This is a genomic window from Phenylobacterium sp., from assembly GCF_004297125.1.
Classification (GTDB): domain Bacteria; phylum Pseudomonadota; class Alphaproteobacteria; order Caulobacterales; family Caulobacteraceae; genus Phenylobacterium.
Genome location: NZ_SCVD01000024.1, coordinates 69,260 through 94,305, shown reverse-complemented (window position 1 = coordinate 94,305; position 25,046 = coordinate 69,260). Strand labels below are relative to the sequence as shown.

34 protein-coding genes are annotated in these 25,046 nt (G+C 69.6%); 11 read left to right on the top strand and 23 right to left on the bottom strand.

Features of this window, described 5'->3' with window-relative positions:
• Positions 1 to 82: 82 nt before the first annotated feature.
• From EPO51_RS16705 to EPO51_RS16680, 6 genes are all read right to left on the bottom strand, one after another.
• A complete protein-coding gene (locus tag EPO51_RS16705) occupies positions 83 to 1,954 on the bottom strand; it encodes a portal protein (RefSeq protein WP_293352595.1) in 1,872 nt (623 codons plus the stop codon).
• Between the two features lie 194 nt (positions 1,955 to 2,148).
• Positions 2,149 to 2,523 (bottom strand): hypothetical protein, encoded by a 375-nt coding sequence (locus EPO51_RS16700; RefSeq protein ID WP_293352593.1) that lies wholly within the window; start codon positions 2,521 to 2,523, stop codon positions 2,149 to 2,151.
• Positions 2,524 to 2,853: 330 nt separating this feature from the next.
• Complete coding sequence (locus tag EPO51_RS16695) at positions 2,854 to 3,291, bottom strand: hypothetical protein (protein WP_293352591.1); 438 nt, start codon at positions 3,289 to 3,291, stop codon at positions 2,854 to 2,856.
• 406 nt (positions 3,292 to 3,697) lie between these two features.
• Positions 3,698 to 4,027: a hypothetical protein gene (locus EPO51_RS16690; protein ID WP_293352590.1), complete on the bottom strand. Its 330-nt coding sequence runs from the start codon at positions 4,025 to 4,027 to the stop codon at positions 3,698 to 3,700.
• A gap of 31 nt (positions 4,028 to 4,058) precedes the next feature.
• A complete protein-coding gene (locus EPO51_RS16685; RefSeq protein WP_293352588.1) occupies positions 4,059 to 4,529 on the bottom strand; it encodes a hypothetical protein in 471 nt (156 codons plus the stop codon).
• Positions 4,530 to 4,737: 208 nt separating this feature from the next.
• Positions 4,738 to 5,163, bottom strand: coding sequence for an OsmC family protein (locus EPO51_RS16680; protein ID WP_293352586.1), 426 nt, complete (start codon positions 5,161 to 5,163; stop codon positions 4,738 to 4,740).
• Positions 5,164 to 5,325: 162 nt separating this feature from the next.
• On the opposite strand from EPO51_RS16680, the gene EPO51_RS16675 reads away from it, so the two are divergent.
• Positions 5,326 to 7,479 carry a hybrid sensor histidine kinase/response regulator gene (locus tag EPO51_RS16675; RefSeq protein WP_293352584.1) on the top strand — a complete coding sequence of 718 codons (2,154 nt, stop codon included), beginning with the start codon at positions 5,326 to 5,328 and terminating at the stop codon, positions 7,477 to 7,479.
• Here the strand turns inward: EPO51_RS16675 and EPO51_RS16670 are convergent.
• The 7 genes from EPO51_RS16670 to EPO51_RS16640 form a co-directional block, all read right to left on the bottom strand.
• Positions 7,476 to 7,934 carry a low affinity iron permease family protein gene (locus EPO51_RS16670; RefSeq protein ID WP_363200852.1) on the bottom strand — a complete coding sequence of 153 codons (459 nt, stop codon included), beginning with the start codon at positions 7,932 to 7,934 and terminating at the stop codon, positions 7,476 to 7,478. The genes EPO51_RS16675 and EPO51_RS16670 overlap by 4 nt on opposite strands.
• Before the next feature lie 38 nt (positions 7,935 to 7,972).
• Positions 7,973 to 8,371: a BlaI/MecI/CopY family transcriptional regulator gene (locus EPO51_RS16665; RefSeq protein WP_293352582.1), complete on the bottom strand. Its 399-nt coding sequence runs from the start codon at positions 8,369 to 8,371 to the stop codon at positions 7,973 to 7,975.
• A gap of 5 nt (positions 8,372 to 8,376) precedes the next feature.
• Positions 8,377 to 8,895, bottom strand: coding sequence for a MotA/TolQ/ExbB proton channel family protein (locus EPO51_RS16660; protein ID WP_293352580.1), 519 nt, complete (start codon positions 8,893 to 8,895; stop codon positions 8,377 to 8,379).
• A gap of 101 nt (positions 8,896 to 8,996) precedes the next feature.
• Positions 8,997 to 9,254, bottom strand: a complete 258-nt coding sequence (locus tag EPO51_RS16655; protein ID WP_293352578.1) for a GlsB/YeaQ/YmgE family stress response membrane protein — start codon at positions 9,252 to 9,254, stop codon at positions 8,997 to 8,999.
• A 60-nt stretch (positions 9,255 to 9,314) separates the two neighbouring features.
• Entirely contained in the window at positions 9,315 to 9,437 is a 123-nt protein-coding gene (locus EPO51_RS16650) for a hypothetical protein (protein ID WP_293352576.1), read from the bottom strand.
• Positions 9,438 to 9,535: 98 nt separating this feature from the next.
• Complete coding sequence (locus EPO51_RS16645; RefSeq protein ID WP_293352574.1) at positions 9,536 to 10,942, bottom strand: hypothetical protein; 1,407 nt, start codon at positions 10,940 to 10,942, stop codon at positions 9,536 to 9,538.
• Positions 10,939 to 11,463: a terminase small subunit-like protein gene (locus tag EPO51_RS16640; protein WP_293352572.1), complete on the bottom strand. Its 525-nt coding sequence runs from the start codon at positions 11,461 to 11,463 to the stop codon at positions 10,939 to 10,941. The genes EPO51_RS16645 and EPO51_RS16640 overlap by 4 nt, the downstream gene beginning before the upstream one ends.
• Before the next feature lie 165 nt (positions 11,464 to 11,628).
• Here EPO51_RS16640 and EPO51_RS16635 point away from each other — a divergent pair, with 165 nt between their 5' ends.
• Positions 11,629 to 11,814 carry a hypothetical protein gene (locus EPO51_RS16635; RefSeq protein WP_293352570.1) on the top strand — a complete coding sequence of 62 codons (186 nt, stop codon included), beginning with the start codon at positions 11,629 to 11,631 and terminating at the stop codon, positions 11,812 to 11,814.
• A gap of 3 nt (positions 11,815 to 11,817) precedes the next feature.
• Here the strand turns inward: EPO51_RS16635 and EPO51_RS16630 are convergent, their stop codons facing one another.
• From EPO51_RS16630 to EPO51_RS16620, 3 genes are all read right to left on the bottom strand, one after another.
• Positions 11,818 to 12,000: a hypothetical protein gene (locus EPO51_RS16630; RefSeq protein WP_293352568.1), complete on the bottom strand. Its 183-nt coding sequence runs from the start codon at positions 11,998 to 12,000 to the stop codon at positions 11,818 to 11,820.
• A 68-nt stretch (positions 12,001 to 12,068) separates the two neighbouring features.
• Complete coding sequence (locus tag EPO51_RS16625; protein ID WP_293352566.1) at positions 12,069 to 12,761, bottom strand: RES family NAD+ phosphorylase; 693 nt, start codon at positions 12,759 to 12,761, stop codon at positions 12,069 to 12,071.
• 3 nt (positions 12,762 to 12,764) lie between these two features.
• Entirely contained in the window at positions 12,765 to 13,205 is a 441-nt protein-coding gene (locus EPO51_RS16620; protein WP_293352564.1) for an antitoxin Xre-like helix-turn-helix domain-containing protein, read from the bottom strand.
• Positions 13,206 to 13,391: 186 nt separating this feature from the next.
• Here EPO51_RS16620 and EPO51_RS16615 point away from each other — a divergent pair, with 186 nt between their 5' ends.
• The 3 genes from EPO51_RS16615 to EPO51_RS16605 all read left to right on the top strand — a co-directional run bounded on the left by EPO51_RS16615 (position 13,392) and on the right by EPO51_RS16605 (position 15,544).
• On the top strand, positions 13,392 to 13,940 hold the full coding sequence (locus EPO51_RS16615) for a hypothetical protein (RefSeq protein WP_293352562.1): 549 nt from the start codon (positions 13,392 to 13,394) through the stop codon (positions 13,938 to 13,940).
• A 326-nt stretch (positions 13,941 to 14,266) separates the two neighbouring features.
• Positions 14,267 to 14,617: a hypothetical protein gene (locus tag EPO51_RS16610; protein ID WP_293352560.1), complete on the top strand. Its 351-nt coding sequence runs from the start codon at positions 14,267 to 14,269 to the stop codon at positions 14,615 to 14,617.
• Positions 14,618 to 14,860: 243 nt separating this feature from the next.
• Positions 14,861 to 15,544 (top strand): PEPxxWA-CTERM sorting domain-containing protein, encoded by a 684-nt coding sequence (locus EPO51_RS16605; protein WP_293352558.1) that lies wholly within the window; start codon positions 14,861 to 14,863, stop codon positions 15,542 to 15,544.
• Between the two features lie 16 nt (positions 15,545 to 15,560).
• Here the strand turns inward: EPO51_RS16605 and EPO51_RS16600 are convergent, their stop codons facing one another.
• From EPO51_RS16600 to EPO51_RS16590, 3 genes are read right to left on the bottom strand one after another with little or no spacing between them, the layout of a single operon-like run.
• Positions 15,561 to 16,148 carry a hypothetical protein gene (locus EPO51_RS16600; protein ID WP_293352556.1) on the bottom strand — a complete coding sequence of 196 codons (588 nt, stop codon included), beginning with the start codon at positions 16,146 to 16,148 and terminating at the stop codon, positions 15,561 to 15,563.
• Entirely contained in the window at positions 16,145 to 16,342 is a 198-nt protein-coding gene (locus EPO51_RS16595) for a hypothetical protein (protein WP_293352554.1), read from the bottom strand. The genes EPO51_RS16600 and EPO51_RS16595 overlap by 4 nt, the downstream gene beginning before the upstream one ends.
• Positions 16,339 to 16,578 (bottom strand): hypothetical protein, encoded by a 240-nt coding sequence (locus EPO51_RS16590; RefSeq protein ID WP_293352552.1) that lies wholly within the window; start codon positions 16,576 to 16,578, stop codon positions 16,339 to 16,341. Before EPO51_RS16590 ends, EPO51_RS16595 begins: the two co-directional genes overlap by 4 nt.
• Positions 16,579 to 16,606: 28 nt before the next feature.
• Here EPO51_RS16590 and EPO51_RS16585 point away from each other — a divergent pair, with 28 nt between their 5' ends.
• Together EPO51_RS16585 and EPO51_RS16580 are read left to right on the top strand one after the other, a co-directional pair.
• The gene (locus EPO51_RS16585) at positions 16,607 to 17,287 is read left to right on the top strand and encodes a LexA family transcriptional regulator (RefSeq protein ID WP_293352550.1); all 681 of its coding nucleotides are present in this window, start codon (positions 16,607 to 16,609) and stop codon (positions 17,285 to 17,287) included.
• Between the two features lie 46 nt (positions 17,288 to 17,333).
• Positions 17,334 to 17,882, top strand: a complete 549-nt coding sequence (locus tag EPO51_RS16580) for an SOS response-associated peptidase (RefSeq protein WP_293352548.1) — start codon at positions 17,334 to 17,336, stop codon at positions 17,880 to 17,882.
• Between the two features lie 9 nt (positions 17,883 to 17,891).
• Here EPO51_RS16580 and EPO51_RS16575 read toward each other — a convergent pair whose 3' ends face one another.
• From EPO51_RS16575 to EPO51_RS16565, 3 genes are all read right to left on the bottom strand, one after another.
• Positions 17,892 to 18,098 (bottom strand): DUF3126 family protein, encoded by a 207-nt coding sequence (locus EPO51_RS16575; protein WP_068876285.1) that lies wholly within the window; start codon positions 18,096 to 18,098, stop codon positions 17,892 to 17,894.
• A gap of 62 nt (positions 18,099 to 18,160) precedes the next feature.
• Complete coding sequence (gene cysE / locus EPO51_RS16570) at positions 18,161 to 18,991, bottom strand: serine O-acetyltransferase (protein WP_293352543.1); 831 nt, start codon at positions 18,989 to 18,991, stop codon at positions 18,161 to 18,163.
• A gap of 28 nt (positions 18,992 to 19,019) precedes the next feature.
• The gene (locus tag EPO51_RS16565; protein ID WP_293352541.1) at positions 19,020 to 19,634 is read right to left on the bottom strand and encodes an NUDIX domain-containing protein; all 615 of its coding nucleotides are present in this window, start codon (positions 19,632 to 19,634) and stop codon (positions 19,020 to 19,022) included.
• A gap of 85 nt (positions 19,635 to 19,719) precedes the next feature.
• On the opposite strand from EPO51_RS16565, the gene EPO51_RS16560 reads away from it, so the two are divergent.
• A complete protein-coding gene (locus EPO51_RS16560) occupies positions 19,720 to 20,331 on the top strand; it encodes a nitroreductase family protein (protein ID WP_293352539.1) in 612 nt (203 codons plus the stop codon).
• A gap of 312 nt (positions 20,332 to 20,643) precedes the next feature.
• On the opposite strand, the gene queF is transcribed toward EPO51_RS16560, so the two are convergent.
• Positions 20,644 to 21,099 carry a preQ(1) synthase gene (gene queF, locus EPO51_RS16555; protein WP_293352537.1) on the bottom strand — a complete coding sequence of 152 codons (456 nt, stop codon included), beginning with the start codon at positions 21,097 to 21,099 and terminating at the stop codon, positions 20,644 to 20,646.
• Positions 21,100 to 21,151: 52 nt separating this feature from the next.
• On the opposite strand from queF, the gene EPO51_RS16550 reads away from it, so the two are divergent.
• The 3 genes from EPO51_RS16550 to EPO51_RS16540 all read left to right on the top strand — a co-directional run bounded on the left by EPO51_RS16550 (position 21,152) and on the right by EPO51_RS16540 (position 24,990).
• A complete protein-coding gene (locus EPO51_RS16550) occupies positions 21,152 to 21,952 on the top strand; it encodes an SDR family NAD(P)-dependent oxidoreductase (RefSeq protein ID WP_293352535.1) in 801 nt (266 codons plus the stop codon).
• A gap of 180 nt (positions 21,953 to 22,132) precedes the next feature.
• Positions 22,133 to 22,831, top strand: a complete 699-nt coding sequence (locus EPO51_RS16545) for a TorF family putative porin (protein WP_293352533.1) — start codon at positions 22,133 to 22,135, stop codon at positions 22,829 to 22,831.
• A gap of 230 nt (positions 22,832 to 23,061) precedes the next feature.
• Positions 23,062 to 24,990: a polysaccharide biosynthesis protein gene (locus EPO51_RS16540; protein ID WP_293352531.1), complete on the top strand. Its 1,929-nt coding sequence runs from the start codon at positions 23,062 to 23,064 to the stop codon at positions 24,988 to 24,990.
• Positions 24,991 to 25,046: the final 56 nt, after the last annotated feature.

Genomic DNA, 25,046 nt, shown 5'->3' with positions numbered 1-25,046 from the left:
CCCTCGGGCACGCCAAATGCTGGGAATAGCTGCTCTCCCATCTAGGCTTCTCCAGAACAAATAATGAACATGACCGAGCGCGTCAACGCTGCATCGCCTTCATCCGGTTGGTCTCGGCTTCGAAGGCCTCGATCTCCAGCTTCCGCGCCTCATGCGCGCGGTCCTGCTTCAGGCCCGCGATCTCCGCCCTGGCCGCATTCAGCGCCTGGGCCAGCTGGCCCAGCTGCGCCTTGGCCTGCTCCACCTCCGGCCCGGCGCCCTTCACCTGCGCCGGCAGCAGGGCCGAGAGCCGCTGGGCGATCTCGTCGGCGCCCGGCCAGTCCAGGTTCCGCGCCAGCAGGTCGCCGATCAGCGGCGCCGCGGCCGGATAGGCCCGGATCAGCTCGATCATCTGGTTCGCCGCCTCTTCCCGGCGGCTGGTGAAGCTGGGTCCCGAGCGCACCGTCAGGTCGTACTTGCCCGCCGCCAGGTCGTAGATCCTGCCCACGGCCTTCAGCTGCTCGGCCCCCTGCCCGCCCGGCGCCACGCCCACCGACCTCGCCGCCCCATCCGGTCCCAGGACGCGCACCACGCGCGCGGTCGCATAGACCTTGGGGATCAGGTCCAGCAGGATGCGCCCGGCGTGCCGGATGGAGCGGCTCAGATTGTCGATGTAGTGGAAGGTCGAGACGTCCCCTTCCCGCTGCCGGGCCATGATCGCCCGGCCCGAGGTCTCGTTCGACCGCGCGCCCAGGCTGGCGTCGAACAGGCCCATGATCGACTTCATGTCGTCGGCCGCGTTCATCGCCTCCTGCAGCGCCCCGGCCGGCACGCCCGCGAACCCCTGGCGCATCGGCGGTTCCGGCCCGTCGTACTCGATGTAGGCGTGGCTCTGGACGTTGGCCGTCGCCCACTTCGCCGAGTCCGTCTCGAAAGCGCCCTTGCGGCCGATGAACGGCGCCTTGGGCGCCAGCGCCACCAGCTCGGTCGAGGTCGTGCGCCAGTAGTTGAACATCCGCTGCGGGTCCTTCGCGTCGCGCACCAGGCTGCGCAGCCGGCGGCGGCCGTCGACCATCAGCTCCTCGCCATAGACCGGCACGATCGGGATGAACCGCCCGGCCCAGTCCACGGTCTCCAGCACCTCGGCGCCGGTCACGATGCGCTGGGTCACCTTGTGGCTGGCGGTCTGCCGCGGCCGGCCGATGGGCTTGACGCCCAGGGCGTCGAACATCGCCTTCTGGGCCTTGTAGACGCCCTCCTCCACGACCTGGCCGTCCGACAGGGCCAGGATGGTCTTGGTGATCCGCTCGCGCCGCCAGTACTCGGCCACCATCACCCGGTCGCCGTCCATCCAGGGGCCGTCCAGGCGGCCATAGTCGTCCGCCTCCCAGTCCACCGCCTGCGCGCCCTTCCAGCGCGCCTCGAACGCGGCGCGCGGCAGGGTGTCCACCACGAAGGCCGTGTTCCAGTCGCTGCTGTCGGCCGCCGTCCCCTCCGGGTCGCCGTAGATCGAGAACGGGTTGGCCACCCGCTCGACGGCGATGTCCTGGTCGAAGCCGTCGTCGGCCGCGTAGCGGGTGTTGATCCGGAAGTACCCGACCCCCGAGGTCACCGCGAAATCCAGCGCGGTGTCATAGGCCACCTCGGCGTCCGAGCTCTGCTCGATGTGCCGGATCAGGCCGTTGAACACCTCCGCCGTCTCGGGATCCGAGCCACCGTCCACGGGATGAACCGAGATCGCCGGCTTGTTCTGCCGCGCGTCATTCACAACCTGGCGGATGAAGGTCGGCAGGCGGTTGATCGTCAGGCACGGCCGGCCCTCCAGTTCCCGCTCGCGCCGCACCTTCTCGGGCCACTGCTCGCCCAGCCGCGCGAAGCGCAGGTCGTCCAGCGCGTCGCGCCGGTTCTCCGCCTCCGCGTCCGCCGCCAGCTGGAACGCCGCGCGGGCCTCTTCAAGGATGTCGTCGTCGGACAAGGCTCGGCCCCATAGGTTAAGGCCCGCGCGAGCAGGCTCGGCGGGTGAAGGCGGCCCTTTCGGACCACGGCGATCGGGATGTGGAAGGCGCGAACTGCGCGCTCAGCCCAGCAGCGGCAGGGCCCCAGGCGCACTAATCAACGCTGACTGAACTCTCGCAAATTCCCGTGGGAATGTCAAGAACAAAATAGCAACTATCCGAGGCCCGGAGGACGCAGCCGTGTCTCCGAGGCGAACAGACCGAACCACCGTGCCAGGACGATATAGATGAGCGCGGTCACGAGCAGCGGCGCCTGCTCGTAGGCGGGAATCCAGTACCAACCCGGCTCCGATCCCATGCCCACTCCGAAGATGACGAACGGTATGGCTGCGACTGCCGCATAGCCCGGCCAAAGAAACGGGAAATCCGGCCGAACGATGTAGCGCCGTAGCAGCACCAGCGGCGGGCCCACCGCCACGGACGTCGTGGCGGCTCCAAACGCCCACAAGACAGAGAGCGTCAGCGGATGCTCGCCCTCTCCGTCGCTACCCCCTCCAGCGAGCGCCACCATCGCCAGTTCCAGAGCCACGCCAAAGAGAGCCAGCCCGTGACGACAGCGATGAGCAGAAGCAGCCACGAAGCGAAAAAGCTGCGAACCCCTGCGAAGAGCACCGTCAGTTCGTCGGGGTCTTGGGCCTTGGCCATATCGGCACATAACGCGAACATCAAGGTCGCACAACAGCAACGGCGTCAGGGCAAAGGTCGACCGTTCAGGTCGGTTCTGAACATGATCGCTTGATGGGTCGTGCCTCGGGGGCCGGGGCGAGGCAGGTCCGGCACGCCGGAAGACCCAATCTTCTGTAACAGGCGCCCACCGAAGTAGGAGCGCTGGCCCATAGGCGCCCCTGGACGATGTCGCCTACCGTTCGGCCTCGTCGAACGCTCCGAACATCCGACCCAGGCCAATGAAGATCAGCGCGCTCACGGCCAGGAAGATCTCGAGGCCGCCGACGATCACAAGCCGCTGGCCCCACGTGAGTTCGACCAGGGCCAGGGCCGCCAGCGGAAGGGCGGCGACGAGACCATATCCTCGTCTGGCGAAGGGAAACCTCGGCCCCACGATCAGCCGCCGGAACGGGACAAGGAAAAGGCCTGCAGCCAGGGCCGCGAAGTAGATGAACACTGCCGCCAGCAGCAGGAACGCCGGCGGCGCATCGGCGGTCGAATCGGGGTCGAGCGGCGTCAGCGCGGCCGACGTCACCATCATCAGAAACGCCGCGAGGCTGACGGATGACCCGAAGACCAGCCATGCCGGCAGGAAGCGTTGGAAGTTCGGCGCCAAAGGGTGTGCCATCATCCGCATATTATCGGAACAATATAAGAACTCAACGACCCGAATTCAGCGGGCGACCGTTCAAGTCTGTTCTGAACTGAATGGTCTGATGGGTTCGTCCGCCTGGCCATGGCCGGTCGTAGCTCGGAATGAACGGAAGGCCGCGCTCTCGCAGGGGACGGCCATAGAAGAAGGATGTGGTGTTCCTCCGAAGCAAGCATGGCGAAAGCCCGCGCGAGCAGGCTCGGCGCGTGAAGGCGGCCCTTTCGGACCACGGCGATCGGGATGTGGAAGGCGCGAACTGCGCGCTCAGCCCAGCAGCGGCAGGGCCCTAAGCGCACTAATCAACGCTAACTGAACTCTACTAAATTCCCGTGGGAATGTCAAGAACAACCTGAGAACAACATCCATCGGCAGCGACCGGTAGTCTTTACCCTCGCGCCGCGCGTGCGAGCCCCAGTCCGCCCAGGAGAAGCGCCAGGGCCGCAACCCCGAACAGCGTTCCAAGCGCCTGCGATCCGGCATCGCCGCCAATCAGCGCGAATCCCGCCTGGACCGTCGCGACCGCTCCGGCCGCGACCGCGATCCGCGGCGCCTGGGGGAGCCTCGCGAGCAGCGTTCCGGCCGACATCAGGGCGAGGAGAAGCGAGAGCGCGATGCTGTTCACCGCCAGCAGCCGGAGCCCGCAATAGGCGACGACCCCTAGAGCGCCCGCCACAGCCAGGGCGCGCCAGAGGCGTGAAGATGAGTCGCGCGTCATCGGGGAACCCTATGCAGCGCCGCCGCAAGGCTCAACGGCGCTTCTCCGGCGGCTCGGTCAGCCCCTCGAGCGCAGTCTTGCCGAGCTGGTAGAGGCCGCTGGCCAAGCCCGCGCCATCCGCCCTGGTGAGCCCTCCGCCCATGGCGCCTGCAAGGCCCATCCTCGACGGCAGGGTCGCCAGCGCCCCCGCCCCGATGGACTGAGTGGCGATGTCCGCGAGATCGCCGGCCGTCCCCGCCCAATCGATGTTGCGCCCCCATTCACCGAAGGCGAACGGGCCCGTCGTATGCCACCCCGCTATGGGATGCAGCTTTCCGTCCGGGCCACGCCGGAAGACGTCGGTGCGGGACGGATCCACTACCAGGCGTTCCGGGCGCGGACCGGTCGCCGAGGAAGAGCGTTGCGGCGCAGCGCCCCTCGCGGCGCCGGCGACCTGCAGGTTCCGCGCGCGCTGCCACTCCGGACCGCTCAGCTTGTCGCTTGGAGGCGGCTCTGACGTCATGACGATCTCCACCTATGCGTGTCCGCCTATCCGACGACGACGGCCACGCCGCGTCGGTTCGCGATGGAATAAGACGAAGGATGCGACGCCCCTCGCCTGCTCAGCCAGCAGCGGCGGCAGCGAGACCCGGGCGCAGCAATCAACGCTGACTGAACTCTCTCAAATTTCCGTGGGATTGTCAAGAACAAACCGCGAACAAGCGTGTGAGCTAATCCTCGAGCAGCGCGTCCAGCGTGATCTCGGCGTTGAGCACCCGCGACACCGGGCAGGTCTTCTCCGCCGCCTCCGCGAGCTCCTTGAACTTCGCCTCGCTCAGGCCGGGGACCTTGGCCCGCAATGTCAGCGCCGACTTGGTGATCTTGAAGCCCGCACCGTCCGGGTCCAGCGACACCGCCGCCTCGGTGGAGAGTTCCTGCGGGGTGAACCCCTCGCGCTGGATCGCGAACGCGAGCGCCATGGTGAAGCACCCGGCGTGGGCTGCCGCCAGCAGTTCCTCGGGATTGGTTCCGGGGCTGTCCTCGAACCGGGTCTTGAAGCTGTAGGGCGTGTCCTTCAGCACGCCCGACTGCGACGTCAGCGCGCCCGTTCCGTCTCGGCCCGTACCCTGCCAAACCGCGCTCGCCTTGCGGATCATCGTCCCGCTCCTGTGCTCTGGGTAGGCCCGACCCTGCGGCAATCGGCGTCGCTCGTCGAGCGCCGCGCCGGGGGCGGCACGTCGATTTGCCGCAGGCCGGCTTAGCTGGGCGGTCATCTCCTGTGCCGCTTCCTGTGGGCGCGCCCGATCAGGAGCTCCCGCTTGACGACCCACGACCGCGAGACCCGGCCCGCCGCCGCCCCGACGGCCTCGCGCCGCGCGCCGGCCCGACCGAGCCTGCGGCAGCGGTTCGACGAGGCCGCGAAGCCGTGGCACGAGGTCGCCGGCGTCAAGGTCGGCCTCAGCCTGGTCGCGGCCCTGAGCGCTGCGCTGATCGTGCCGTGGACCCTATGCTTGGCCTGGTCCGGCGGCATGATCCTGATCGAATTCTGGGGTTGGGCCGCCACCCGGGCGAGCGCCCTCGCCCGGCCGCGGGGTCGGCTCGGGTTCTTCGCCGCCTACCTGGCCTCGAACGCCTGGTGGCTCCTGCTGGGGGCGATGCTGTGGGCCGCGGGCACGCCGGAGGCGCACGCCGCCGGCGGCGCCATCACCCTCGTCGTCTGCGCCGTCGCGGTGCTGCTGTACTACAACGTCCCGGCGGTCTTCCTGCTGGCCGGCGCCGCGCCGGCCATCGGGGCGTTGCTGGTCCTGTCGGTCGCCGATGGGCGGGACCAGCGACAGATGGCCGTGGTCTGGATGAGCCTCGCCCTGGGCGGCGTCTTCTGCCTCGGCCGTGCGCTGGCCACGCCGTCGGCCCAGGAACAGCAGCGCCGGCTGAACGCGAGCCTCCAGAACTACGAGACCCTGGCCGCGAACGTCACCGACGTCATCGCCCGCACCAGCCTGGCCGGCGAGTACGAATATGTCTCCCCGGCCGCCCTGCCGGTGCTGGGCTATCGCCCCGAGGAGCTGATCGGCACCTCGCGCTGGGACATCACCGACCCCGACACCGACCGGACGGCCTTGCTGGCCGCGTTCCAGCGGATGTTCGCCGACCCGACGCGCCCCGAGGTCATGACCGTGCGCATCCGGCACAAGGACGGCCACTGGCTCTGGGTGCAGTCCAGCGCGCGGCTGATCCTCGAGGATGGCGTGCCCGTGGCCACCATCGACGCCTGCCGGGACGTCACCGCCCGTCTGGCCGCCGAGGCCGCGCTGCTGGAAGCCAAGGCCGAGGCCGAGGCCGCCACCCGCGCCAAGGCCGACTTCCTGGCCAATGTCAGCCACGAGATCCGCACGCCGATGAACGGCGTCCTGGGCGCCCTGCAGCTCCTGGAGCACGAGGACATCTCCCCGGAAGGTCGCGAACTGATGCGCCGGGCCGGCGACAGCGGCCGGATGCTGTCCCAGCTCCTGAACGACGTGCTCGACTTCTCGAAGATCGAGGCCGGCCAGCTCGACCTGTCGCCGGAGCCGATGGACGTAGGCGAGGCGCTGGAGGCGGTCGTCGGCCTGCTGGACGGCCAGGCCCGGGCCAAGGGCTTGGACCTTCGCTGCGAGATCGTGGGCGACGACCTCTGGATCGAGGCCGACCCGGTGCGCCTGCGCCAGGCCATGTTCAACTTGGTCGGCAATGCGGTGAAGTTCACCCCCGCCGGCCACGTGGCCGCCCGCCTCCTGGTGACTCCCGCCGCCTCGGCCGGCCGCCGCGAGGTCCGCCTCGAGGTCGAGGACACCGGCATCGGCATGACACCTGAGGCCCAGGACCGGCTGTTCGAACGCTTCCACCAGGCCGAGAGCGACACGGCCCGCCGCTTCGGCGGCGCCGGCCTGGGCCTCTCGATCAGCCGCGCCCTGGCCCAGATGATGGGCGGCCGCATCGACGTCGCCAGCGTCGCCGGCGAGGGCTCGACCTTCCGCTTCGAATTCCAGGCGCCGGCCGCCCAGGCCGTGGGGCTCCAGGCTGTGGAGACCGGCCTGCTCGAAGGCGTGCGCATCCTGCTCGTGGAGGACAACCCTACCAATCGCCTCGTCGCCCGCACCATGCTGGGCCGCCTGGGCGCCGAGGTGGCGGAAGCCGAGGACGGCGTCGCCGGCCTCACCGCGGCCCGTTCGGGTGTCTTCGACCTGATCCTGATGGACATACAGATGCCCCACATGGGCGGCGTCGAGGCCTCGCGCGCCATCCGCGGCCTGAAGGGACCGGCCGGCCAGGTCCCGATCGTCGCCCTCACCGCCAACGCCATGGTCCACCAGCGCGCCGAGTACGCCGCCGCCGGCATGAACGGCATGGTCGCCAAGCCCATCGCCGCCGGGGCCCTGCTGGCCGAGATCGCCCGCCTGCTGGGCGACGAACCTCAGCAGGTCGCCGTCTAGGCGGCCTTCCGGGCGGCGGGCTTGCGGGCCACCGATCGTGGCTTCCGCTTGCGCGCGCGGCTCTCCATCTCCTCGGTCACCTTGGCGTGGAGCTTCTCGTGGGCCTGCGCCCGCTCGACGCAGCGGTCGTGCAGCGCCTTCAGCTCCTTCTCCGTCAGCTTCTCGATGCCGATGAAGTCGTTCTCCGCCGCCGAGGTCAGGATCAGGTCGTCCAGCTTCGCCTGGATCGCCGCCCCGTCCCGGTTCTGGGTGTTCTGGATCAGGAACACCATCAGGAAGGTGACGATGGTCGTGCCGGTGTTGATCACCAGCTGCCAGGTCTCCGAGAACTTGAACGCCGGGCCGCTCACCGCCCACAGGATGACCACGGCCAGGCACGCCCCGAAGGTCCAGGGACTGCCCGTGACCTTGGCGGTCTTGTTGGCGAAGCTGGCGAAGGCCTTGTCGATGCTCATGGCCGCTGAACGCGCAGGAGGCCGATCCGTGGCGCCGCTTAGTCGTCTTCGTCGGCGTCCAGGTCCGCCACCAGCCGGCGCAGCCGCGCCAGGTCCTCCGGCGCCATCGCCCGCTCCTTGGTGAAATGCGCCACCAGCGGCGCCAGCTGGCCGCCGAACAGCCGGTCGAGCAGCCCCTGGCTCTCCGAGGTCACCCAGGCTTCGCGGCTCACGAGCGGCGCATAGACCACCGTCGCGCCGCGCCGCTCCGACCTCAGCGCGCCCTTGCGGATCAGCCGGTGGATCAGGGTCCTGACGGTGGCCTCGCCCCAGGCGTTGGCGGCGCCCGGCCCGGCCAGGATCTGTTCGACCCCGGCCCCGCCGTTCCCCGCGTCCGCCCCGGCCCAGACCGCCGCCATCACCTGGCTCTCGGCTTCGGAGATCTTCAGGTCCGCCACGGCCGTCAGGCCGCCGCGCGGCGGATCCGGCCTTCCAGGTGCCGCTCGCAGATCACCGCAACCGTCGTCGCCAGCAGGCCCAGCATGATCGCCAGCGCCCCTTCGGCCACCCCCGGAGCCACCACCGACAGGCTGGGCGCCGGCCGCACGTTCGATATGGCCAGGAAGCTCGAGAACAGCACATAGGCCGCACCCAGCGAGCCCAGCGGCACGCCGGCCGAGCGCACGATCCGCAGGCGGCCCAGCGCCGTGGCCAGGCCCTTGGCGTCGGCCTTGCCCACCTTGCCCAGGCTCAGGGCCCAGACGGCCACCGCGGCGACCGTGCCGATGATCAGCAGCGCCATCACCAGCTTCATTTCCGGCGCGGCGTTCGCGAACACGTCGCCCACGGTCAGCCGCTCCGCCACGGGAACCAGCGTATAGACCGGCTTGGCCACCGGCCCGGTGACATAGGTCGCCTCCGCGGCCAGCCCGGCGCTCGCCGCCAGCGCCGTCCCGATCCCCAGAACCAGGCTTCGTCCCATTGCCCGCATCGCGGCCTCCCAATTCGTTATTACAGATGTAGCAATTTCAGACTACAGCTGTAACAACGACTGTCAACCGCCGCGACGCGGGCCTGGGTCCGCTAGACGCTGCGGCGCCGGAACAGGCCGACGATGAACAGCAGCAGGATCGCGCCCGCCGTGGCCACCAGCAGGCTCGGGATGACGCCCGCGCCCGTGCCGATCCCCAACGAAGTGGCGATGAAGCTGCCCAGGAAGGCGCCGACGACGCCGACGATCAGATTGGTGATCAGGCCATGCCTGCGGCCCATCACCTGCTCTGCGATCCAGCCGGCCAGGATGCCGATCAGGATCGCGCCGATAATTCCCACTCCACTCATGTTCGCATGTCCTCCATTCGCGTGCAGGGGCAATGCGGAGCGAGGCAGGAAGTTGCAGCTTCAGTGCAGGCGCGGCCCCGACAGCATCAGGCGCAGATAGAGGAAGGTGGCCATGAAGCCCCCCATGCTCTCCAGCGGACGGGCCTCGATCAGTTCGACCAGTTGGCGCAAAGGCTCGGGCATCGCGGCCTCCTGCGGCTCACGCGTCCCCCGACATTTCCCTTTTATATCAATGTGCTTAACGGCGCTTAAGCAAGGAGGATTAATGTCGACCGCCGTTATCACGCCATCCAGGACAGCCCGCCGCCCACGGTCCGCGGCGCCGGCCGGGGCTGCGCCTCGGCCCCGCCGCGCCGGTTCAGCGCGAACTCTCCGAAGGCGTCGGCGCCGTGGCTGGCCTGGTCGTGCAGCGGACCGGCATAGCTGTGCGTCGCCCGGTTCCACCGCTTGCGATAGGCCCGCAGGCGCGCGAGCCCGCCGGCGCACCGCTCGGCGTCGAACCAGCACATCGGGATCATCAGGCGCGCGGCGTTCACCCGCTCCTCCGGGTCCGTCGCCGTCCCCACGCTGATGCCGCGCACGCCCAGCGACTCCAGCGTATCGTACCGCGACCGGCCGCTCGCCAGCTCGCGCACCATCACGTCGTGCGGCAGGTGGTGGGCGCCCCACAGGTAGGGCCGGCCGCCGATCGCCTCGCGCACCACCGCGTCCAGCCCCTGCCCGCTGGTCTCGTAATAGTCGATCACCCGCACCTCGCGCCCGGCCTGCTGGAAGAACCAGACCGCCGTGTAGTCGTCGATCCCCAGGTCCCAGGCGGTGTCCACGCGCAGCGATGGGTCCGCCGGCACGCGCCCCACGCGCCCCGCCCGCTCGGCCTCGGCCAGCAGGCTGGCGTAGTAGGTCCCGGGCGCCGCGGCGTCGAAGTCCACCAGGTACTCGCTGGCGAACCGCGCCTCGCCCTCCTCCGTGCTGCCCAGCTCGGCGACCAGTTCGCGCTTCTCCCGTTCCAGCTGCTCGGGCGTGAACACGTCGGTCTCGGTCGCCGGGCTCTTCAGGCAGAACCACTCCGGATCGACCCGCCGGCTCTCGAAGGCGCGGGCCGCGTGGTTGCGCCCGCGCGGCGTCCACAGGAACAGCGCCCAGCCGTCGTTCTCCAGCAGGATCGGCCGGATCTGCGCCCAGGCCTCCGGCCGCGCCAGCGACCATTCCGACATCACCACCCCCGCCGCCGAGGCGCCCATCAGCCGGTCGTAGTTGTCCGAGCCCAGCACCTGCCACGTCGAGCCGTTGCCCAGCACCACCCGCATCTCGCTCTCGTTGAACGTCGGCTTCATCTCGGCCGGGAACGCCTCCTCGATGCGCCGCTTGCCGGTGTGCGGGTTCACCGCGTCCCAGATCACCTTCCGCCCCTGCGCAGCCTCGGGCAGCATGTGCCAATAGCCGCCCGGCCGTTTCCACGCCGCCGCCGCGGCCCAGTGCAGCGCCACCTCGTCCTTGCCCCAGCGCCGGTGGGCCACCACGTCGGCCCGCTTGGCCCCGCCCAGCAGCGCCTCCCACAGGTCCACCTGGTAGGGCCTCGGGTCCCATTTCATCGGCAGGTCATGCACGACCTGGATCTTGACCGGAGCCTCCGCCTCCACGGCCGCAGCCGTCTTGCGTCCGTCGCCTTTCGCCGCCGGCTTGCTCACGCCTCGCCCTCCGGCTTGATCTCGCGGACGAAGGCCTTGCCGTCCGGCCCGATCACCTTCTCGAAGTGGCGAACGCGGAAGATCACCTCCATCTGCGCCGGCCTGGCCTCTTTGGCCCCTCGGTCGGCCTTGCCGCCCCAGGTCCGCGGCGCCTTCAGCGCGGCGTGCTTCATCAGGGTCTGCACGTGCAGGCGGTCCTGCTGCACCGTCTCCTTGGTGGAGGCGGCCGCCACCTCCAGCGCCCGGCCGGCCAGGTAGTCGGCGCCCGCCTCCCGCGCCTGCGCCACCGCCTCGGCGAATTCGGGGTGGCGGCGCTGCCAGGCGTAGATCGTCGAGGTCGCCGGCATGTCCTCGGCGTTGCCCAGCTGGAACACGCTCTCGCCCATCGCCAGCCGCTCGCAGACCCTGCGAACGACCGCCGGGCAATAGCGGATATAGGTCACCCGCCCGTGCTTGTCGGGCGTCTTCGTTCGCGGCGCCCGCTGGGCGCGCCGCGGCGCGGCCTGTGGCTTCTCAACCATGGCTAAGCTCCTTGTTTGATTTGAACTTTCCGGCCGGCCGCGCCGCCACAAAGCGGTCGCGATTCGCCGGCTCCCTGGCCTGCGTCCGCGCCTCGGCGCGGCGCGTACAGTCGGACACGCCGCCTGATCTCACCGTTGCGGCGCCACCTTGGGGAGTGAGCTTGAATGCCGTCCGAGGATGACTATCGCCGCCAGGCCGAAGCCCTGCTCCGCCTGGCCGCCGCCGCCGACAACATGCGCGACCGCTCGCGCCTCATCGACGAGGCCATGCACTGGCACAATCGCGCCGTTGAGGTGCGCGACGCCGCTGACAACGGCGGAGGCGATCCCGGCGCGGACTATCGGCTCTAGGGCCTAGATGTCGTCCCGGTCGCTGCGCGACACCAGCGGTAGCAGCACCCCGCATTGGGAACAGATGAAGCCGATCGCGTCCGGGGTCCGTCCCGGCCGGGCCCGATCGTCGGTGTCCGTCGGGATCCGGACCGGCCGCACCTTGTGGATGGGCTTCTTGCAGCTTGGGCAGTGCGCTTCGTCCATTCCGCACCCTACGCCCGATCCTCCGCCCCGGCGCTATCCGATCGGCCGTGGCGCCGGCGCGGGGTATCTCACCCTCGCTCCACCGTCGGCGTCGGCGTCCCCGCCCATTCCATCCGCCAGTAGGCGCCCGGCGCCACCGACTGAACCGCGTGCGGCCACAACGCGGCGACGCACGTCCCGCCCGCGTGGCGCACGGACGGATAGATGATCCCGTTCAGCCCCCGCGCCCGCACCGCCTCGGCCAGCGCGTTGCCGGCCGGATAGGCCGCCGCCGGGTCGGGCCTCAGGCAAGCGTGGTCGGCCGCCTCGCGCAGGTCCAGGAACTCGCCCGCCAGGCTGGCGTGCAGCTCCACATATTCCACCACCGCCCGGTACTCGCCGGTCCGGCCCAGGAAGTCGGCCATGTGGAAGGCCACCTCGGCCAGGCAGGTCTCCACGTCCAGCGCCGCGTACCAGGCCCCGCGCCCCGGCCCGTTGAACCGGTTGAGCTCCCGCGGCCGGGAATAGGCGAAGGCGGCGTTGATGAACCGCGCGTGCGGCACGCCGAACACCAGCTCGCCCACCCCCACGCTCTCCAGCCCATGATCCTGCGCCATCAGCCGCGCGCTGGTCGCCCCCTCGATCTCGGCCAGGGCGGCCAGGTCGTCCTCGTCCACCAGCGCGCGCAGCACCGAGGGCCGCCGGTCGGCGGTCGAGACCAGCCGCACCGTCCGCGCGAACGCCTCCCGCACGACGGGCAGGCCATCTATCTCCAGGGCCAAGGCCTAGAGACCCCCTCGCACCGCATCGACGTAGCGGCGCACCTCGATCATCCGCGGGATCCCGCCGGCGATCATCGCCTCGATCGGCGTGCGCCGCTCGAACAGCGGCCCGGTGTTGGACAGCCTGGGCCAGCGATCGGCCGCCCCATCCGCGAACAGCAGGCTGAGGCCCTTGAACACCCCCACCACCGCCGAAACCCGCGTCAGCTGGTCCTGGCTCAGCGCCTGGTCCCACGTCCCGCGCTTGATCCGGTCCCAGGTGCTGGCCGAGACTCCCAGCAGCGCGGCGGCCTCCCCGTTCGACAGCCCCCACCGCTCCGCCAGCGCCCGGTACGCCCGCACCGCCGCCCCCGACAGCCGCTCCCGATCCGCCTCCCCGGCGAACGTCTGCAGCTCCCCGGGCCCGGCCGAACCCCCGCCATCCGAAAAAGCATGATCCGTCATCTTCGTCTCCTGACGCCTATATACGCACCATTTGACGAAATGTTAGCCCCCGCGTGTGGCAAAGGAATCTGACGGACGCAGGAGACCCGGGGCCGCTAGCTGCCCGTTGTGGGAGTTGCCCGCGTGGCCAGACGCTGGCAACCTTCAACCAAAGCGTGTGTTGAGCGGGCGATACGGAGAGGCGCTATGGTTCGCGGAATCCAGCTTTGCCTGATCCTGGGATCACTCTCGGCCTGTTCCAGTGGTCCCAGCCGGCCAAGCGCGCCGATCGCCTTCGCGACGGCCGAAGGTGCGCTTCAACACGTCTGCACCGCGCCGTCATCTCATCGGCAAATCATCAAGGCGGTGCGCGGGTTGAACTGGCCGTTGGCTGGCCGTCACGAGGTTCCTGAACAGATCGTCGGAAACGGTATGGTGGCCTGGTCGGATGTGGCCGTTTCGCCGAGGCAGGACTTGGTCGTCGCCGCGGGTCGGCTGGGCGGAACGTCGTACTGCCGTGTCTATGCTCGTCGGCCATCTTCAACGGTCCCGCTCAACCTGATGCACCTCCAGGTCCTGGGCGCGCCGTTGGGAACCCCCGACTTTCGCCAGCGCGTCGATGGCAGCGATATCGTCGGGTGGCACAAGCGGCTTGGGCCGGAATGGCGTGCCGTGCATGTCTCTGTCGCCGCCCCGGCGGGCGTTGAACGGCCTGAGATGCCGCTCATGATCGAGGTGACCCGGTCGGCGATCTGAGCGCGGTCCGGAAGCGATCAAAGGGAATAACGTGGGCCTGTTGTACTAGCTGATTGGGGCCGCCGTTCTAGCTGGAGCCGCAGAACCCACTGATGTGGTTATGAGTGAAGGCGGCCCAGCGCCGCTTTCAAGAGACTCTTGGACGCCTGGTGAACACACCACACAAACCGCGCCATCCTGCTGTTCGCCGCGACGTCCGCGGGCCATGCGGCCGATCGCGCTTGGCCTGCCGACGCCCCGCTGCCGAACTTCCGGCTGTACGCGCCGTACGACAAGGTCCGGGCCAGCCTGATCCGGTTGGGATACCGGCCGATCCACATCCTGAAATGGCCGGACCACAGCGGCGTCTACTGCCGCAGCGAGCCACGGGCCTGCTGAAATGGCCGGACCACAGCGGCGTCTACTGCCGCAGCGAGCCACGGGCCTGCCGCCTTTACCCCGAGCGCTTCCTCTGCAGCATGACCGACTGCATCTTCCTCTTCGCGCGCCCCTCGGATGGCGCGCTGGTCGAGGTGGTCGCCTATGGGGACGCTCCGGGGAACTTCAGGTTCCACCTTCTGCGCCGGGCCGGCGCCGATGCGCTGCGCGACCTTCGCGCCGACTATGTCATCGCCAAGCCGGCGCCCAAAGGTCGTCCCCCAGGTCCCGCAGATGCTCGGCCTCGGCCGGATCGCTAGCCGCCTGGATCTGCGCCAACGAACCCGCCAACTGCAGCGGCAGGCGCAGTAATCAACGCTGACTGAACTCTCTCAAATTCCCAGGGAAATGTCAAGAACAAATCACGAACATTTTCCTGTTTCGACCGCTCGGCCACCCCACCCCCGCACGCAACACCCCCGAACGGGGGAGGCGCCGCGGCCGCGCCTGGGGTTTCCTCCGGCGACACTGGCCGCATCGCGCGGCGACTGGGGGACGTTTCCATGCGTATCGTCACGGCGCTCGCCGCGATCTCCGCCGTGCTGGCCAGCGCCGGCGCCGCCTCGGCCGCGGTGGTGGCCTACAACAGCCAGGCCGGGTTCCAGGCCGCCCTCGACGGGTCCTACACCTTGGTCGACTTCGATGCGCTCGGCGGCTTCGCGGCCGGCTATCGGCTGGACGACGCCGCGCCCGCCGCCGCCCTCGCCGCGCTGGGGGTCGACTCCGTGGGTCTGAACGCCCAGGTGCTGGGCGGCCAGGACTTCCAGACGCCCACCGCCCGCGACCGCATCATCGGCAACGGCGGTTTCTTCGGCGGCCACATCGCCTTCGACTTCGCCTCGGCGATGAACGGGGTCGGCGCCTTCTCCAACACCATCGACTACGGCCGCGTGCGCCTGTTCAGCGGGACCGGCCTCAGCGGGACCTTCCTGGGCGAGGTCCAGTTCGGCCCCGGCAGTTTCGGCGGCCTCACCAGCACCGTCGGCATCCGCTCGGCCCAGTTCACCTGCGACTTCAACGCCGACATGGCCTGCGGGGTCTACGACCTGCAGTTCGGCACGTTCGCCGCGAACGGCGGCGGCGCGGTCCCGGACCCGGCCACCTGGGCGCTGATGATCGTGGGCCTCGGCGCGGCCGGCGCTCGGCTCCGCCGCCGCGGGATGACGGCCCAGCCCCGCGCCCGCTGATCGCCGCCGACCGCCCCTACCCTGGCGCACCGGCCAGGATCTCCAGCGCCACCTTCAGCACGGCTTCGAGCTGGGCGATCTCGCGTTCCCCCGCGGCCGCCTCGCGCGGCGTCTTCTCCTCGCCGCAGATCAGGTCGCAGGCGGCCACCAGGTCGGCCTGGACCTGCAGCCGGCGGCGGAACTCGCCCAGCTTGCGCCGGGCCAGCTCGGTCCCCTCGCCGTGCGCGAGCACCTCGGCGATGTCCGGGGCGACGAAGGCGCCGCGCACCTCGCCCCCCAGGGACGAAGGGATCGCCTTTTCGGCCTTCACCCGGCGATAGGCCCAGCCGTAGCGTTCGCCCGCCGCCTTGGCCGCCGGGTCGATGCGGCCCTTGGCGGCCAGCCACTCCAGGCCGGTCTGGCGGCGGTAGGCCTGGGCGCAGGTCCGCTGGCGCTTGGCCGACGGCTCGGCGATCGCCTGGCCGCGGGCCCGCGACAGGGCCACGGTCTCGGCGACCCCCTCGGCCACCGCAGCGGCCTCGGCGCGGGCCCGAGCCTGGCGCTCCAGGCGCAGCAGCCGGTCGCGCGCCGCGCGGGCCGGATCGCGGGGCTGGTTCGGCCTCATGCGCCGAGCCCCCGCGCCACCACCGCGTCGGCCAGCCGGTAGACCGCTTCGGAGGCCTGGGCCTCGCCGTCGATCACCACCAGCCCCGCGGCCGTGTGCGCCAGGAGTTCGCGCAGGAACCGGCTGCGTTCGGCGGGCCCGCGGCGGCTGAGCGCGCCCGCGACCAGGGCCGCGGCGTCGGGCGTCCGGCTCATCGGCGCAGCGCCGGATAGCCGCCCGCCGCCAGCACGGCCGCCACGTGGCCGCCGTGCCGGGCGAACCGCGGCCGCATCCGGTCCAGCAGCTTGCCGGGCCGGCCGACGTTGAAGATCGCCTCCAGTTTGCCGGCCTCGCCCGGCGTGATCGCCAGCTCGGCCCGGGCGCGGTCCTGAGAGGCCCCGCCGTACCGGAGCGCGGCGTAGGTCGATGTGATGTGGGATGACGTTTCCATACGCCTAATGTAGGAAATATACTGTCCGTTGCGCAACGTTTCTCAGCAGGTTATCTACAGCATTATGGACGGACGCGCGCAACGGCTCAGGCAGGCCCGGATCGACAGAGGCTACGACACCGCTGCGTCAGCTGCGGACGCACACGGGTGGAGCCGCAACACCTACGCCTCCAACGAGAACGGCAACGCCCCGTTCTCGTACCGGCGGGCCAAGGAATACGCCGCCGCCTTCGGGGTCAGCCCGGAGTGGCTCTACGACGCCGCCGGCGCGATGCAGCCGGCGGGCGAGGCGACCGAGGTCCAGGTGATCGGGCGCGTGGGGGCCAATCCGGACGGCACGGTCCTCTTCGCCCTCGGCCAGGACCCCGCCGAGCTGGCGCCGATCCCCCCCGGCGGCACGGACCGGGCGCGGGCCCTGCGGGTAGTCGGCCACTCCATGCGCGGCCTGGCCGACGACGGGGCGCTGATCTATTTCGAGGACCAGCGGACCGCGCCGACCCCCGACATGCTGGGCCAGGTGGTGATCGTCGAGACCGACACCGACGAGGTGCTGGTCAAGCGGCTGCTGCGCGGTTCGCGGGCCGGGCTCTATGACCTGGAGAGCATCGCCGGGCCCATGCGCCACGACGCGCGCCTGCGCTGGGCCGCCCACATCACCGCCATCATCCCGCCCTTCCAGGCCCGCCGCATCATCCGCGGCGCGGCTTGACTGTATTCAATATACATGCCGCCTTGCCCGGATTGATGTAGATTACATGTGCAACGAATACGCCCAGGAACGCTCGCTCGATGAGCTGCTCAAGGAATTCGGCCAGCTCGAACTTCCGCTGACCTGGGACGGCGGCGCGCCCAACATGGAGCCCCGCTCCTCGATCCGCCCCACGGACCCCAGCTACATCGTCACCGGGCGAGATGGCGCGGCCCACCTCTCCCGGATGCGGTGGGGCTTCCCAGGCCCGCGTGGGCCGGTCATCAACTTCCGGTCGGACGGCCGCGGCTTCCCGAAGGGCCGGTGCCTGGTCCCGATCGACGCCTTCTTCGAGTTCACGGGCCCCAAGGCGCCGAAGTCCAAGTGGCGCTTCACCGCGACAGACGATTCGGTCCTGGGCGTCGCCGGCCTGATCCGCGACGATCGCTTCAGCCTGCTGACCGGCCCGCCAGGACCGGACATCGCGCCCTACCACGACCGCCAGATCGTCATCCTGCCCCGCGCGCACTGGGCCGCTTGGCTGGACACGAGCCAACCACAACCGCCCATCGCGCCAGCACCGGCAGGCACGCTGAAGGTGGTCCAGATTCGCTAGACGGACGGGTTAGGGCAGGTCCTCGGCGAGGATCGACATGTTGAAGACGTACGAGCCGTCGCCGTCCTCGTCCTCGAAGACTACACCGATGAACTCCTCGCCGATGTAGACCTCGGCGGAGTCCTTCTGCTTCGGCCGCGGCACGAGCGTGATGCGCGCGTTCGCGAAAGTCCCCCGGAGGTGGCCTTCGACCTTGCGGATAGCTCTCTCGTCCACGCCAAAACGCTCCGTGCAAATCGTTGCGCGGAACCTAGCCGGTCCGGCGTCCGGGCGAAACCTCAGATGACGTAGTCGTACACAGCATCGGCGAGCGTGTGGTCCATGCTCTTGGCCGGTTCCTCGCAGGTCGGGCAGTTGACGAGCCGCGCAGGCACGCCCGCCGCCGTGCAGCCGGAGGGCACCGGCTTCAGGACGACCGAGCCCGACGCGATCTTCGCGTAGTCGCCGATGGTGATGTTGCCCAGCACCTTGGCGCCCGCCCCCAGCAGTACGCCCCTGCCGATCTTCGGGTGGCGATCGCCACGCTCGGCGCCGGTGCCGCCCAGGGTCACGCCCTGCAGCATCGAGACGTCGTCCCCGATCACCGCGGTCTCGCCGATCACGATGCCGGTGCCGTGGTCGACGAACACGCCCCGGCCGATCTTGGTGGCCGGATTGATATCCACCTGGAACAGCTCGCTGGAACGGCTCTGCAGGTAGAAGGCCAGGGTGTCGCGGCCTTCGTTGTACAACCAGTGGGCCACGCGATGCGTCTGCAGCGCCAGGAAGCCCTTGAAGAACAGGAACGGTTGGACATAGCCCTTGCAGGCCGGGTCGCGCTCGAACACCGCCTTCAGGTCGGCCTCGGCCATCTCCACGATCGACGGAGCGGCCTCATAGGCCTCCTCGACGGTGTCGCGCAGGCTCATGGCGCGCAGCTCCTGGTCGCCCAGCTTGCGGGCGAGCTGATAGCTCAGCGCATCGCCAAGGCTGTCGTGGTTCAGGATCACCGCGGCCAGCAGACTGGCCAGCGCCGACTCCGTCTTGGCGGCGGCATAGGCCTCGTTCCGCAGCGCGGCCCAGACAGGCGGCGGCGTGGCGGAATTCACCACCTCCAGGCGCTGACTCATCGGTTCCTCCCGACCCATAGGCTTCTCCCTAGCCTAGCATGGCGCGCGCGAGCGCGGACGCCAAATGCCCTTCCCGAGCCATATGGTAAGCCTTGAGCAGCATCGCCACCGTCAGCATATCCTTGATATCGCCGGCCATCGCCGCGTCCAGGGCCTCCCGGAACGGCACTCGCACGACCTCGATCGCCTCGGTGTCGTCCATCTCCTGGCCGGCCCGGGCCCGCGACAGGCCCAAGGCGAGGTAGCCGAACATCTGTTCGTCGGTCACCGAGTTCGACAGCTGGGCCCGCATCACCTCGTGCCACTCGGCCGCCTGCAGGCCGGTCTCCTCGGCCAGTTCGCGCTTGGCGCTCTCCAGCGGGTCGTGCTCCAGCGGGCCGCCGCCCTCGGGAATCTCCCAGCTGTAATCGCCCGCCGGGAACCGGTTCTGCCCCACCAGCACGGTCGTGCCGTCGTCGTAGAGCGGCAGGACCGCCACCGCATAGTTCTTGAAGCTGACTAGGCCGTAGCGGGCCGGCTTGCCCGTCGGCGCCGTCGCCGCGAACTCGGTGACCGTGATCCAGGGATTCTCGAAGATCGCCCGGCCCCACCCCCGCACCCAGGGTGTTCCGTGCGCCCGCAACCAGGCCGGCTTTTCGTCCACTTGTCGTCTCCCTCGCCTTGCAGATCGCGCGCGGCCACCCATAAAGGAAAGGCCGCATCCGCACTCTTAAACGCCGGACCCTTCGTTGCCTTCAGCTCTGCCGCCCGCGCCCGCCTTTGGCGCGGCCCTGCCCCTCACTGCCGCGCCCGAGGTCCTGCGCTTCCTGGCGCTCCGGCGATCGACGTCGGCCGTGACGCTGGCCGAGCCGGCGCCGAGCTCCGACCAGCTGGCCGACCTGGTCCGCCTGGCGGCGCGCACGCCCGACCACGGCAAGCTCAACCCCTGGCGCTTCGTGGTGCTGGAAGGCGCGGGCAAAGCTGCGTTCGCAGCCCGGCTGGAAGCGGTCGCGCAGACGCAGGGCGACGCCAGGCGGGTAGCCAAGCTCGCCAAGCTGAAAATCCCTCCATTGGCGGTGGCGGTGATTTCCTCGCCCAAACCTGGCGAAATTCCGGAATGGGAACAGGTCCTGTCCGTCGGCGCGGTCTGCGCGAACCTGACCTATGCGGCGCTCGCCATGGGGTTCGGGGCCAACTGGATCACCGACTGGTACAGCTACGACCCCGACGCGACGGCCGTGCTCGGCCTGCAGCAGGGTGAGCGCGTGGCCGGTTTCGTGATGCTGGGGACGCCGCGCGAGCCGCCGCTGGAACGGGAACGCCCTGCCTTGGATCCCCTGATCACCCACTGGACTGCATAGGCCCGGAGCGCCAGAAACACGACGGCCGGACGACGCGCGGCGCCGCCCGGCCTGAGGTGACACGCCCGAGGAGAGTTGGGCGGGTTTAGGTATAGGCCCGTCCCGAGCTTTTGGGAAGCCCGAATGGGCGCTGGCATGAGTCCATCTCCCTTTTTCCCCTCGGGCGAGAGTAGGGTCGGACTCAACTCGCCCGGCGGTATGCTGACTTCGATCTGCGCGTCACAGTTGGGAGCCCTCGGATAATCTTGAAGCTCTGCAGTATTCCGAAGCCGCCGGACTCAAGCCGAATTCAATCCTCAGCGCCGATACGCTTCAGCCGCGCCCGCGATAAGGCGCAACGCCTTGGTCAGGCAGCCAGAGTCCTTGCGGCACGGCGCCGCTTTGCCAGAAAACATCAATCGGGATTCCGCCCCTCGGGTACCAGTACCCGCCGATCCTGAGCCACTGCGGCGAAAGCGCGCTGACCAGCCGTTTGCCGATCGCCACCGTGCAATCCTCGTGGAAGGCGCCGTGGTTGCGGAACGATCCGAGGTAGAGCTTCAGCGATTTGGACTCCACGAGCCAGTCGCCGGGTACGTAGTCGATGACCAGGTGGGCGAAGTCGGGCTGGCCGGTCACGGGGCACAGCGAGGTGAACTCCGGCGCCGTGAACCGCACCAGATAGGCCGTGCCGGGGTGAGGGTTCGGGACGCGCTCGAGGACCGCGGTCTCGGGGCTGTCGAAGCCCCGGGTCTCGCGGCCCAACTGCGTGAGATGGGTCTCTTCCATGCCGGCGGCTTTACCGGCTACTAGCACCCCGAACAACATCGGGAGGCGCATCATGGCCCAAGGCGACTATCAGGATTTCGTGGTGGTGGTGACCGGCGCATCGACCGGTCTGGGCCGCGCCGTGGCGGTGGAGGTCGCCTCTCGCGGCGCCAAGGCCGTGGTCATCAACTACGCCCGCAACCGCGACGACGCCGAGGAAACGGCGCGCCGGTGCCAGGCCCACGGCGCCGAGACCGTCCTGGTCCAGGGCGACGTCGCCCAGGACGACGACTGCCGGAAGATCGCCGCGGCGGCCGCGCCCTACGGCCGCGTGGACGCCCTCTTCAACAACGCGGGCGTGACGAGGTTCGCCGGCCATGGCGACCTGGACGCGGTCTCGGGCCAGGACTTCCTCGACCTCTATGCCGTGAACGTGGTGGGCGCCTATCAGATGGTCCGGGCCTGTCGCACCCTGCTGGAAGCCGCGCCCCAGCCCGGAGCGGTGGTGATGACCGCCTCGATCGCCGGGGTCACCGGCATCGGCTCGTCGATCCCGTACGCCGCATCCAAGGGCGCGCTCACCACGATGACCCTCTCGCTGGCCCGGGCGCTGGCGCCGAAGATCCGGGTCAACGCGATCTGCCCAGGGTTCATCGACACCCCCTGGTTCGGCAAGGGCCTGGGTGAGCAGGCGGCCGACCGCATCCGCGCCAACGCCGCCGCCGGCACGCCCCTGAAAGCGGCCTCCACCCCCGAGGACATCGCCGCCTCGGCCGTCTTCCTGGCCTCGCCCGCCTCGCGACATGTGACCGGCGAGACGCTGCTGGTCGACGCGGGGTCACACCTGGGATTCGCGCCGCTCGTCGCGCGATGACCTGCCGCAGGGTCATGGCGCCCGTTTTGTAGGCGCCTCACCACACGGGCGCCCAATCGCACATCAGCCTCCCCATGGCTCGGCTGTCGCGAGTTCGTCACGTTGATCTGCAGGCCCCGCCGACCACGATAACCCTCGCCCGTCGGTTTCGGCCGGACGGACGTGAGAGGGGATAATCAAATGAGAACGCTGAAAATCGCGCTGGCGGCCGCTGTCGGTTCGCTTGCGCTCGCCGGCGCCGCGCAGGCGCAGGACGGGGGCCCAACCTTCGCCTTCAACCTCGGGGCCAACACCGACTACGTCTTCCGCGGCATCAGTCAGACCGACGAGGATCCTTCGGTCTTCGGCGGCGTCGACGCCTCCATGGGCATCGGCTACGCCGGTGTCTGGGCCTCCAATGTGGACTTCGGCAACGGCACCGACGCCGAGTTCGACCTCTACGCCGGCATCAAGCCGACGGCCGGCCCGGTGAGCTTCGACATCGGGGTGATCTACTACGGCTATCTCGACCAGCCGTCCGGCTCCAACGAGGACTATTGGGAGGGCAAGATCGCCGCATCGGTCCCGGCCGGCCCGGCGACCCTGGGCGTCGCGGTCTATTACTCCCCGGAATTCTTCGGGAAGACCGGCGACGCCGTCTACTATGAGGCCAACGCCGCAGTCGCCATTCCGGACACGAAGTTCTCGTTCAGCGGCGCCATCGGCCGGCAGGAGGTCGACAAGGCGTTCGACTATACCACCTGGAACGTCGGCGTCGGCTTTGCGCTGACCGACCATGTCGGCTTCGACGTCCGCTACTGGGACACCAACAAGGGCAAGGCCGTCACCGGCGGGCTCGGCGACAGCCGGGTCGTGGGCGGCATCAAGCTGACCTTCTAATCGCAACCAAAGCTTAGCTTTACGGTTGTAGGGAAGCCGTCGCGGTCTCGCGGCGGCTTTTCCATTGCGCCCGAGGGCGCCTGTACCTAAGTTCGGCCGCGCTCGCCGGACGCCTGTTCAACGCGTACAGGGCGCCGATCGCGGAAAAACTCCGCCAGTCCAAGTTTTACTGGCCGCCCGCACGACCGGGCCTATGGTTGGGGAATCGCAACGTGAGTGGAGTGCGGCGCATGGAGCGGATGGCCGTCCGGGCCCAGACGGTCGTCTTCGACATCCTGCTTGCCGCGCTGGCGTTTTCCATCGCCTTCTTCGTGGCCCCCACCCAGCCGGAACTCGGCTTCGGCCAGGCCGGGGCCCTCAGCTTCTTCCAGCTCGCCGCCCTCTACGCCGCCATCGCCGGCGCCTTCAGCCTGATCTTCCGGGGCGAGCTGTCGCCCTGGCGGTACGTTTCCATTCCCGACGCCCTGGTCCTGGCGCGCAGCGCCCTGCTGACGGTCGGGGTCTTCCTGCTGGCGGTCTTCGTCCTCGACCGCGCCGAAGGCCTGCCGCGCTCCACCCTGGTCATGGCGCCGCTGTTCCAGATGGTCACCGCCATGGGCGTGCGGATCATGCGCCGCGCCCTGCACGAGCACGCGCTGGAGAGTTTCTCGCCGCTCAAGACCATCACCGACCGGCTGACCCAGTCCCCGTCGCTGCTGCTGATCGGTCCGCCGTCGCTGGCCGACACCTATCTGCGCGACGTCGCCCGCAGCCACGATCGCACCTATACGCCCGTGGGCATCATCGGAACCGACCGCCGCGACGTGGGCGCCCAGGTGCGCGGGGTCTGCATCCTCGAGGCGATCGACCGGCTGGACGAGGCGCTGGCCGATCTCCGCCGCTGGAACCGCTACCCGCGCGCGATCCTGTTTCTGGAGGAGCCCGGCAAGCTGAAGGGGCTTACGGCCGACATGCTGGGCCGGTTGAAGACCGACGGCATCCGCCTGCTGCGCCTGCCCTCCATCGTCGAGCTCAGCCAGCACGACGGCCTGACCCTGCTCCCGATGCGCGACATCAACATCGAGGAACTGCTCGCCCGCGAGCCCATCGAGCTGGACCGTCGCGCCATCGGCGGCCTGATCAAGAGCCGGCGCGTCCTGATCACCGGCGCCGGCGGCTCCATCGGCTCCGAGCTCTGCCGTCAGGTCGCCGCCTTCAATTGCGCGCAACTGACCGTGGTCGACTTCTCCGAGACCGCGCTCTTCGAGATCGAGCGCGAAATGCGCGAGACCTACCCGCACATCGCGGTCAAGGCCGTGCTCTGCGATGTCCGCGACGCCCAGCGCACGGCGACCGTCTTCGGCCAGGAGGCGCCGGACCTGGTGTTCCACGCCGCGGCGCTCAAGCACGTCTCCATGGTCGAGCGTCACCCGATGGAAGGGATCCTGACCAACGTCATCGGCACCTGGAACGTGGCCGAAGCCTCCAAGGCCAGCGGCGCCCGCCAGATGGTGCTGATCTCCACCGACAAGGCGGTCGATCCCACGAACGCCATGGGCGCCACCAAGCGGCTGGCCGAGGCCGTGGTCCAGGCCCAGCAGACCACCGGCGAGGGCACCCGCTTCTCTGCCGTCCGCTTCGGCAACGTCCTGGGCTCGTCGGGATCGGTAGTGCCGATCTTCAAGTCGCAGATCGAACGCGGTGGGCCGGTGACCGTCACCCATCCGGAGATGACGCGCTTCTTCATGACCATCCCGGAGGCGGCCCAGCTCGTGCTGCACGCCACCGCCGCCTGCCATGAGGACGACCGCCGCGACTCCCGCCTGTTCCTGCTCGAGATGGGCGAGCCGGTCAGCATCCTGGACCTTGCCCGCCAGATGATCGCACTCTCCGGCCGCCGCGATATCGAGATCGAGATCACCGGCCTGCGGCCCGGCGAGAAGCTCACCGAGGCGCTGCTGGACGAGACCGAGCGGTCCCTGCCCGCCGCGCCCAAGGTGCTGGAAGTGATCTCCAACTCCGCGGTGCGGGTCACGCCCGGCCATCTGGAGGCGCTCGCCGCCGTAGTCGCGACCGGCGACGTCGACGACGTCCGCCGCGCGCTCTTCGATCTCGTCGCCCAGGTCCGCGGCGAAAAGCCCGGCGCCGCGCCCGCCCTGCGGGTCGTCGCCGGCGGCTAAGCCAGTCCCAGGCAGCAGAAAGGCCGCGGGATCGCCGCGGCCCTTTGCCTTTTCCG